We start from the raw sequence: 9,390 nt of genomic DNA on the forward strand, positions 1-9,390 counted from the left end.
GCAGGTTGACTACGTTGTCGGCCTCGCCCAGTAGGGTGTGCAGGTCCTGGCTGCCCCGTGCGACCTCCCCCCCCTGCGTTGGCGCGCCGCGCCGGCTCCAGCCGCTCACGCGGTAGCCGTTGGCCACCAGGCGCCGCGCCGTGGCGCGGCCCATCTCGCCCAGGCCCAGCACGGCCACGTGCACTTCGTCGGCACGGCGCTGGGGGTGCTGTTGCCAGCACCGTTCGCGCTGCTGGGCGGTGTACAGGTCGTGGTCGCGGTGCAGGTGCAGCACGGCCCACAGCGCGGTCTCGGCCATCGCGGTGTTCATCGCCGGGTCGACCATGCGTGCGAGCGGCACGCCGGTGGGCACGGTGGGGTCGCGCAGCAGCTTGTCCACCCCGGCCCACAGCGACTGGATCAGGCGCAGGCCGGCCAGGCCCTGCAGGCTGCCCGGCGGCGGGTTGGCCACCACGGCGATGTCGATGTCGTCGGCCTCCTCGCGCTGGCGCACCCAGCGCTCGCCAGGCAGCGCAGCCTCCAGGCAGGCCAGCCACTGCTCGGCTTCGCCCGGGTCGAACGTCCCGGCCAGCAGGATCGTCACGGGGCGGCCTCCAGCAGGGCGCGCACCCGTTGCAGCGCATGCCGCGTGGCCGCCGCACGCACCTGGGTGCGGTCGCCGGCAAAGCGCCGGCATTCGGTCTCGACGAAGTCCTGGCCGCGGGCCCAGGCGAACCACACCGTGCCCACGGGTTTGCGTGGGCTGCCGCCGCCCGGGCCGGCGATGCCGGTGGTGGCCACGCCAACCTGCGCCCCCGAGCGCTGCAGGGCCCCCATGACCATGGCCATGGCCACCTCGCGGCTGACCGCACCGTGGCGCTCGATCAAGTCCGGCGGCACGCCCAGCGCCTCGCTCTTGGCCTGGTTGGAGTAAGTGACGTAACCCCGCTCGAACCAGTCGCTGGAGCCGGCCATCGAGGTGCAAGCCGCGGCCACGAGCCCGCCGGTGCAGGATTCGGCCGTCACCAGGCGCCACCCCCGCCCCTTTAGGCCCTGGGCGAGTGCACCCAGCAGGGTTTCGAGGGCCTGCACTTCGACGAGCCGATCGAGTCCGAGGCTGTCCATCACGCGGTGAAGAAGACCCACAGCGCAATCACCAGCAGGGTGCACAGCGCCGCGACGAAATCGTCGAACAGGATACCGAAGCCCCCGCGCCAGCCGCCCCCCTTGAACGCGCGGTCGGCCCAGCCCACCGGGCCGGCCTTGAGGGCATCGAAGGCGCGGAACAGGATGAACGCGGCCAGGTGGCGCGACCACAGCGCCTCGCTCGAGGTGGGTGTGACCAGCCACAGCACGGTCCAGAAGGCGAGGATCTCGTCCCAGACGATGCAGCCCGGGTCCTGGGTGCGCAGGTGGCCGGCGGTGACGGTGCAGGCCCACCACCCCACGAGGGTCCCGAAGACGAGCAGCCCGGCCCAGTGCCGGTCGGCCAGCCAGGGATCGAGCACGAGAAAGCTCAGCCAGGCCCACAGCGTGCCCACGGTGCCGCTCGCCCAGGGACTGAGCCCGCTGCCAAAGCCCAGCGCGATCGCATGGGCGGGATGGGACCAGAGGAAGCGCCCGGTGGGACGCACCGGGCCTTCGGGCGCGGCGCCGTGGGTCATGTTGGAAGTGGCAAGGGTCACGTTCGGAAATGGTCGAAGGAAGTCCAGGTGTTCGGCAGGGGCTGGCCCTGTGCATCCATCAGGCGCAGCCCAGGCTCGGCCTCGATGCAGCCGATGCGGCTGACGGGCACGCCGGCGGCCTGTGCCGCATGAGCCACGGCCTGCCGCTGCGCGGCCGGGGCGGTGAAGAGCAGCTCGTAGTCGTCCCCGCCGGCCAGGGTGCACAGGCGCTGCAGCGCCAGCGGCTGGGCGGCCAGCTCGGCGCTGCGCGGCACGGCGTCCACCTCCAGACGCGCTCCGCAGCCCGAGAGCTGCAGCACGTGGCCGAGGTCGCCCAGCAGGCCGTCGGACAGATCGATCGCGCTGCTGGCCACGCCGCGCAGGGCCAGGCCCAGCGCCACGCGCGGCTGTGGGCATTCCATCGCGATGCGCACGCGCTCGAAGGCCTCGCCAGGCAGGCTCACCGTGCCGCGGAAGACCTCCAGCGCCAGCCGTGCATCGCCCAGGCGGCCGCTCACGTACAGCTCGTCGCCGGGCCGCGCGCCGCTGCGCAACAGGGCCTGGCCGGCAGGCACCTCGCCGAAGATGCTGACGTTGATTGCCAGCGGCCCGCGCGTGGTGTCGCCGCCCACCAGCTCGCAGCCGTGGGCGTCGGCCAGTGCGAACAGCCCGCGCGCAAATCCCGCAAGCCAGGCTTCCTCGGCCTGTGGCAGGGCCAGGCTGAGCGTGAAGGCCAGCGGGCGTGCCCCGCAGGCGGCCAGGTCCGACAGGTTGACCGCCAAGGCTTTGTGGCCCAGGCGCTCCGGGGCCACCGTGGACAGGAAATGCCGCCCCTCGATGAGCAGGTCGGTCGAGGTGGCAAGCTGCTGGCCCGGCGTCAGGGACAGCAGGGCGCAGTCGTCGCCCACGCCGAGCGCGGCGCGGCGCACAGGGCGCGTGAAATGCCGCGCGATCAGCTCGAATTCACCCAGGGACATGCTCAGGCGATCGGAGGGGTGGGCAGCTCGCGCAGCAGGTTGGCCAGCTCGACGGCAGACTTCACCTCCATCTTCTCGAACACCCGCGCACGGTGGACCTCGACGGTGCGCACGCTGATGTCCAGCTCGTCGGCGATGAGCTTGTTGGGCCGGCCCTCCACCACCAGGCGCATCACGTCGCGCTCGCGGTCGGTCAGTTCGGCCAGGCGGCGATGGATGGCCTGCACGGTGCGCAGGTGCGCCAGCACCTCGGCGCTGCGCGCCAGGGCCTGTTCGACACGGTCGACGAGCGCGTTGTCGGAAAAGGGCTTCTCGACGAAATCGAAGGCCCCGCGCTTGACCGCCGCCACCGCGGTGGGCACGTCGGCATGGCCGGTGAGGAAGATCACCGGCAGCGCCTCGACCAGGCCGCGTTCGATCAGGCGGTCGAACAGCGCCAGCCCGCTCATGCCCGGCATGCGCACGTCCAGCAGCAGGCAGCTCGGGTCGCGCAGGTCCAGCGGGCCCGAGATGCGACGCTGGTCCAGAAAGGCCTCGAAAGCCTCGGCCGAGGCGTAGCCCTCGGACAGCAGCCGGCGCGAACGCAGCAGCCAGGCCAGGGCGTCGCGCAGCACGTCCTCGTCATCGACGAGGTAGACGGTGGGGATGCCGGCGTCGGCAGGAACGGTCATCGCGTGGGCTCCTCGCTGGGGGTGGTCTGCGGCGGCGCGTTGCGGCGCGGCGCCGCCCGCTCGGCCGGCAGGGTGAAACGGAACTCCGTGCCGGCGCCTTCCCCGAGATTTTCGAACACCAGCGCACCGCCGTGCTGCTCGATCACCGTGCGGCACAGGCTCAGACCCAGGCCCATGCCTTCGCTGCGGGTCGTGAAAAAGGGGGTGAACAGCCGAGAGGCCACCTCGGGTGCGATGCCCGCGCCCTGGTCGATCACCGAGAAACGCACCCAGCGCGCATCGGCCTGGCGCACCCGGATGCGCAGCACGCGCCGCTCCAGCGGCTGATCCTCCATGGCCTGGATGGCGTTGCGCGTGAGGTTGAGCAGCACCTGCTCGACCATCGTGCGGTCGCACACCACGCGCGGTACCGGTGCCCCCGGCCCGGGCCAGTCCAGCTCGATGCGCGTGGCGCTCTTGCGCGCCTGCAGGCGCACCAGGGGCATGATGGCGTCGATGAGCTGGTCAGCGCGCAGAGCCTCGCGGATGTGCTCGCGCCGGCGCACGAAGTCGTGCACGCTCTTGATCACCCGGCCGGCACGCTCGGCCTGTTCGGCGATGCGCTCCAGCGCCTGCAGGATCATGGCCTGCATGTCGGCGTCCACCGGGCCGCTGCGCATCAGGTTCACCGACCCCGTGGCGTAGCTGGAGATGGCCGCCAGCGGCTGGTTGAGCTCGTGGCTGAGCAGCGAGGCCATCTCGCCCACCGTGGCCAGCCGCGCCGTGGCCTGCAGCTTCTCGTGCTGCTGACGCGACAGTTCCTCGACGCGCCGCTGGTCGCTCAGGTCGAGCACGGCCCCCATCCAGCCCGCCTGCCGCCCCTCGCGGTCGACCAGCGGGGCTTCGTAGACCATCACCGGGAAGCGCTCGCCGTTGCGGCGCATGAAGGTGGTCTCGTAGCCCTCGCGCGGGGGCAAGGTGCCCGACAGCCGCACCTGCTGGCGCTGCGTGTATTCCTGCACCATCTCGGGGGGCCAGTACGGCGGGGAGTCCTGACCGATGGTCTTGCCGATCAGCTCGTGCGGCTCGAAACCCACCATCGCGCAGAAGGCCGGGTTGACATAGGTGATGCGCCCGTCCAGGTCGCGCGCGCGCAAGCCGGTGACCAGCGAATCCTCCATGGCCTTGCGAAAGGCCAGGGCCTCGGCGAGATCGTGCTCGGCCTGGGCGCGGCGCCGCACGTCGCGCGCCAGCAGCGCCACCACCGCCGCCAGCGCCAGCGACAGCCCCAGCACCAGGGCCACCGCCAGGTTGGGGATCAGGGCCGGTTGACCCGCCCCGCTGTCCAGGCGCAACTGCAGGGTGTTGCCCGGCAGGTCGATCAGGCGCTGGGCCACGAAGACCCCCTGGCCGCGTGGCACCGCCCCGGCGCGTGCCAGACGGGTGCCGTCGCCCTCGACGAAGGCCAGCTCGTAGCCCTTGGCCGTCTCGGGCGCAACGGCCTCGCCGAGCACGCTTTGCAGCGCATAGGAGGCCACCATGAACCCCGACAGGCGGGCCTGTTCGGTCACCGGCAGGCACACGTCCATGACCTCCAGGCCCAGGCCGCCGGGCAGGGGCACGAAATAGCTGCGCGAGTAGGCCGGCCCCGACAAGCGGCGCGCGTTGGCGCAGGCCACCTCGGCATCCACCCGCAGTTCGTCGCGCGGGATCACGGTGAACAGCGGTGTGCGATAGGGGCTGTCCACCCCCTGGATCAGGCGGAAGTCCAGGTCTCGGCGCTCGATGCGCACCAGCTCGCGGCGCGCGCGCAGCAGGTCGGCCGCATCGGCGCGCCACTGCGGCAGTGAGGGCTCGTTCCACAGCAGCGCCTGCAGGCTTTGCAGGTCGCGCGACAGGCTCTGCCGGACCTCGCCGGCTGCCTCGGCGGCCGCCCGTTCGACGCGGTCCTGGGCTCGCGCCGTCTCGTACTCCATGGTGAGCTTGACCAGCGCGGTTTGCGCCACCACCAGCAAGGCCACGAGCGCACCCCACAACATGGGCCTGCGCCAGGGGCGCGGCCGGACGGGCGGTGGCAGCTCGGTGGACATCATGGCATTGTGAGGCTTGCGCGGCCGTCAGAACCTGCCACGACACTATCGCCCCCGGCCCCTGGGAGCGGCGTACGCACTTTTGCGAATCGGCGGCCGCCGCGGGCTTTGCCACACTGGCCGCGATGCGGCCTGCGCATCGGCCCATGCGGGAAACGCACGCCGGCCGGCTGCCCCCCTCCTACAATCCTGGCCCACCGTGGCAGCGCGCCGCGGCCGGTGGGCCGCCGTCCGACCCGCCGAGCTCACAAGGGAATCACCATGTCGTCTGCCGAAGACAAACGCGCCGAACTGCGCCAGGCCGCCCTCGAGTACCACGAGTTCCCCACCCCCGGCAAGGTGGCCATCGCCGCCACCAAGCAGCTCGTCAACCAACGCGACCTCGCCCTGGCCTATTCGCCCGGCGTGGCCGCGGCCTGCGAGGAAATCGTGGCCGACCCGGCCAACGCCTTTCGCTACACCTCCCGCGGCAACCTGGTCGCGGTGGTCACCAACGGCACGGCCGTGCTGGGCCTGGGCGACATCGGCCCGCTGGCGGCCAAGCCGGTGATGGAAGGCAAGGGGGTGCTGTTCAAGAAATTCGCCGGCATCGACGTCTTCGACATCGAGATCAACGAGAAGCACGACCTCGACAAGCTGGTGGACATCATCGCCGCGCTCGAGCCCAGCTTCGGGGGCATCAACCTCGAGGACATCAAGGCGCCAGACTGCTTCTACGTCGAACGCCGCCTGCGCGAACGCATGAAGATCCCGGTCTTCCACGACGACCAGCACGGCACGGCCATCGTCGTGGGCTCGGCCGTCATCAACGGCCTGAAGGTGGTGGGCAAGGATCTGCGGCAGGTCAAGCTGGTCACCTCCGGCGCTGGCGCGGCCGCCCTGGCCTGTCTGAACCTGCTGGTGAAGCTGGGCATCCCGCGCGAGAACATCTGGGTCACCGACATTGCCGGTGTGGTCTACCAGGGCCGCACCGAACTCATGGACCCGGACAAGGCCCAGTTCGCGCAAGACACCCCGCTGCGCACCCTGGCCGAGGTGATCGAAGGCGCCGACATCTTCCTGGGCCTGTCTGCCGGTGGCGTGCTCAAGCCGGAGATGGTGGCGAAGATGGCCGCCAAGCCCCTCATCCTGGCGCTGGCCAACCCCACGCCCGAGATCCTGCCGGAAGAGGTCAAGGCCGTGCGCGACGACGCCATCATGGCCACCGGCCGCACCGACTACCCCAACCAGGTCAACAACGTCCTGTGCTTTCCCTACATCTTCCGTGGGGCGCTGGACTGCGGGGCCACCACGATCACCGACGAGATGGAAATCGCCGCGGTGCACGCCATCGCCGAACTCGCCCAGGCCGAGCAAAGCGAGGTGGTGGCTGCCGCCTATGCCGGCGCGACGCTGAGCTTCGGGCCCGAGTACCTGATCCCCAAGCCCTTCGACCCGCGGCTGATGATGCGCATCGCGCCGGCCGTGGCCAAGGCCGCGGCCGACTCCGGCGTGGCCACCCGGCCCATCGCCGACCTCGACGCCTACCGCGAGAAGCTGCAGAGCTTCGTCTATGCCTCGGGCACCACGATGAAGCCCATCTTCAACGTGGCCAAGCGAGCCAAGAACAAGCGCATCGTCTACTGCGAGGGCGAGGAGGAGCGCGTGCTGCGCGCCGTGCAGGTCGTGGTGGACGAGCACCTGGCTCGCCCCACGCTGATCGGCCGCCCCGAGGTGATCAAGCAGCGCATCGAACGCTTCGGCCTGCGGCTGCAGCAAGACCGCGACTACGACGTCGTCAACACCGAATACGACCACCGCTACCGCGACTACTGGCAGACCTACCACCGCATGACCGAACGCAAGGGCGTGACCCAGCAGCTCGCCAAAATCGAGATGCGCCGGCGCCTCACGCTCATCGGCGCGATGCTGCTGCACAAAGGCGAGGTCGACGGCATGCTGTGCGGCACCTGGGGCACCACGGCCATGCACCTGCACTACATCGACCAGGTCATTGGCCGGCGGGCGGGTGTCAAGACCTACGCCTGCATGAACGGCCTGATCCTGCCCGGCCGCCAGGTCTATCTGGTCGACACGCACGTGAACCACGACCCCACGGCCGAGCAGCTCGCCGAGATCACCGTGCTGGCGGCCGAGGAGATGCTGCGCTTTGGCATCCAACCCAAGGCCGCGCTGCTGTCGCACTCCAACTTCGGCTCCAGCAACCAGCCTTCGGCCGTGAAGATGCGCCAGGCCCTGGAGCTCATCCGCACCCAGGCTCCGTGGTTGGAGATCGACGGGGAGATGCACGGCGACGTGGCCCTGGACGCAGCCGCCCGCAAGGCCCTGATGCCCAACAGCACGCTGTCCGGCGAGGCCAATCTGCTGGTGCTGCCCAACATCGATGCGGCCAACATCAGCTACAACCTGCTCAAGACGGCCGCCGGCGGCGGCATCGCCATCGGCCCCGTGCTCCTGGGCGCGGCCCAGCCGGTGCACATCCTCACCCCCTCGGCCACGGTGCGCCGCATCGTGAACATGACCGCGCTGGCGGTGGCCGACGCCAACGCAGGGCGCTGAGGTCCTGGGGCCGTGGGCTTGAACACCCCTGGCCCCCCCGCCGCGGTCCGGCCCGGCGCCCGCCGGACCCGCTGCGGCCGTGACGGCGGGATGAAAACCACGCCGCAAAAAGCTATATCTGTCAGCGTGCGCCCACTTCGATGGGTCTTAAAATCCCCTGACGCTGCTGAAATTTGAGGCACAGCCTTGTGGTTTTGGTGCCGATTCGCTACCATGGCGGCTTCAGGATTCAGGGAAAACCCGTGGCAACCGCTGCAAGGTCACTTCGGTGGCAGTCACTCCGGATGTTAGGAGTCACTACCGCCGCAGTGCTGGCGATGGTCCTGGGTCACAACGATGTCACGGCCCGGGAAGCTGCGCCGGGCCTGAAAGCCGGCGTCGATGTGGTCGCTTTGAGCGACCTGCCCCGTCAAGCCCAGGACACCCACCGGCGCATCCTCGCCGGCGGCCCCTTCCCGTACGACAAGGACGGGACCGTGTTCTTCAACCGCGAGCGGTTGCTGCCGCCCAAGCCGCGCGGCCACTACCGCGAGTACACGGTCAAGACCCCGGGGGTGCGGCATCGCGGGGCGCGGCGCATCGTCTGTGGCGGCGTGCCTCCCACGAAACCTGAGGTCTGTTACTACACCGATGACCACTATGCGAGCTTTCGCCGGATCATCGAATGAAGCGCTTTTGAAGCAACGAGGATCGTGACCATGCTTTTGCAGACCGTCCGTCCGAACATCGTCCAATCCATCCGGGCCTTCCGGGTGGAGGATCTGATGCAGGCCGCCCGAGACACCGGTCAGCACTTTCTGTACGCGAATCTGGCCCAGGCCCAGACGAAGCAGGACGTGCTGGAAGGCATTGCCGAGGCCTTCCTGTTCCCGACGCACTTCGGCAAGAACTTCGATGCGCTGTACGACTGCATGACCGATCTGGTCAACAAGTCGGGCCCGCAGCCGGGCTTCATCGTCGTGCTGGAGCAGATTCCCGACAACCCCCGCTTCGACCGCGAGGCGCGCGAGCAACTGCTCGACGTCTTCCGCGACGCGGCGGACTTCTGGGGCGACCGAAAGGTGCCCTTCAGGTGTTTCTATTCTTTTCTGTAGCCCGCTCCCAGGAAATCGGGTCATGGGAGCGGGCGAACGAGATGGCCCACAGCGAGATCACCGTCAAGCCGGCCGCCAAGGCCTCCAAGACCTCCGGCCCGAGCTTCGGCACCCACATGCCGCTGATGAGCAGCGCCTTCGACACCTCGGCCTGGCTCGCGGCAGCCTGAAGCGGCGCGGCCCACACCAGCAAGCGGCTCCTTGTGAGTCGCTTGTTTTTTTGCGCCTGCTGAGCCGCCCCCCGCCTTGAAGCGCCCGTAACCACCCGCAACCTGCGGCAACTCTTTGTAAAACCCGCGATTGCTGGCTTCCCAAGGCGGCGGGGCCTTGTCCATACTGCGCCGCGCTCTGAGACCGAGCGTTCCATCGTCGAGCGG

At 69.8% G+C, this 9,390-nt stretch carries 10 protein-coding genes; 4 read left to right on the forward strand and 6 right to left on the reverse strand.

The genetic code is table 11. The features are described from left to right. From ACK42S_RS12240 to ACK42S_RS12265, 6 genes are all read right to left on the reverse strand, one after another. A partial coding sequence (locus ACK42S_RS12240; protein ID WP_409707716.1) for an NAD(P)-dependent oxidoreductase occupies positions 1-583 on the reverse strand: 583 nt, incomplete at its 3' end. Further along, positions 580-1,104, reverse strand: coding sequence for a CinA family protein (locus tag ACK42S_RS12245; protein ID WP_409707719.1), 525 nt, complete (start codon positions 1,102-1,104; stop codon positions 580-582). The genes ACK42S_RS12245 and ACK42S_RS12240, both read right to left, overlap by 4 nt. Beyond that, positions 1,104-1,643 carry a phosphatidylglycerophosphatase A gene (locus tag ACK42S_RS12250; protein WP_409707740.1) on the reverse strand — a complete coding sequence of 180 codons (540 nt, stop codon included), beginning with the start codon at positions 1,641-1,643 and terminating at the stop codon, positions 1,104-1,106. Before ACK42S_RS12250 ends, ACK42S_RS12245 begins: the two co-directional genes overlap by 1 nt. A gap of 17 nt (positions 1,644-1,660) precedes the next feature. Then, positions 1,661-2,620, reverse strand: coding sequence for a thiamine-phosphate kinase (gene thiL / locus ACK42S_RS12255; RefSeq protein ID WP_409707722.1), 960 nt, complete (start codon positions 2,618-2,620; stop codon positions 1,661-1,663). A 2-nt stretch (positions 2,621-2,622) separates the two neighbouring features. Continuing rightward, positions 2,623-3,291 (reverse strand): response regulator transcription factor, encoded by a 669-nt coding sequence (locus ACK42S_RS12260; protein WP_409707725.1) that lies wholly within the window; start codon positions 3,289-3,291, stop codon positions 2,623-2,625. Next, positions 3,288-5,363, reverse strand: coding sequence for a two-component system sensor histidine kinase NtrB (locus tag ACK42S_RS12265; protein WP_409707728.1), 2,076 nt, complete (start codon positions 5,361-5,363; stop codon positions 3,288-3,290). The genes ACK42S_RS12260 and ACK42S_RS12265 overlap by 4 nt, the downstream gene beginning before the upstream one ends. Before the next feature lie 258 nt (positions 5,364-5,621). Here ACK42S_RS12265 and ACK42S_RS12270 point away from each other — a divergent pair, with 258 nt between their 5' ends. From ACK42S_RS12270 to ACK42S_RS12285, 4 genes are all read left to right on the forward strand, one after another. Continuing rightward, positions 5,622-7,919 (forward strand): NADP-dependent malic enzyme, encoded by a 2,298-nt coding sequence (locus tag ACK42S_RS12270; RefSeq protein WP_409707731.1) that lies wholly within the window; start codon positions 5,622-5,624, stop codon positions 7,917-7,919. A gap of 284 nt (positions 7,920-8,203) precedes the next feature. Continuing rightward, positions 8,204-8,587: a ribonuclease domain-containing protein gene (locus tag ACK42S_RS12275; protein ID WP_409707734.1), complete on the forward strand. Its 384-nt coding sequence runs from the start codon at positions 8,204-8,206 to the stop codon at positions 8,585-8,587. Between the two features lie 30 nt (positions 8,588-8,617). Next, positions 8,618-9,013 carry a barstar family protein gene (locus ACK42S_RS12280; protein WP_409661125.1) on the forward strand — a complete coding sequence of 132 codons (396 nt, stop codon included), beginning with the start codon at positions 8,618-8,620 and terminating at the stop codon, positions 9,011-9,013. A 41-nt stretch (positions 9,014-9,054) separates the two neighbouring features. Continuing rightward, positions 9,055-9,183: a hypothetical protein gene (locus tag ACK42S_RS12285; protein ID WP_409707737.1), complete on the forward strand. Its 129-nt coding sequence runs from the start codon at positions 9,055-9,057 to the stop codon at positions 9,181-9,183. Positions 9,184-9,390: the final 207 nt, after the last annotated feature.

The sequence above is a fragment of the Caldimonas sp. genome (assembly GCF_046289365.1).
Classification (GTDB): Bacteria; Pseudomonadota; Gammaproteobacteria; order Burkholderiales; family Burkholderiaceae_C; genus Caldimonas.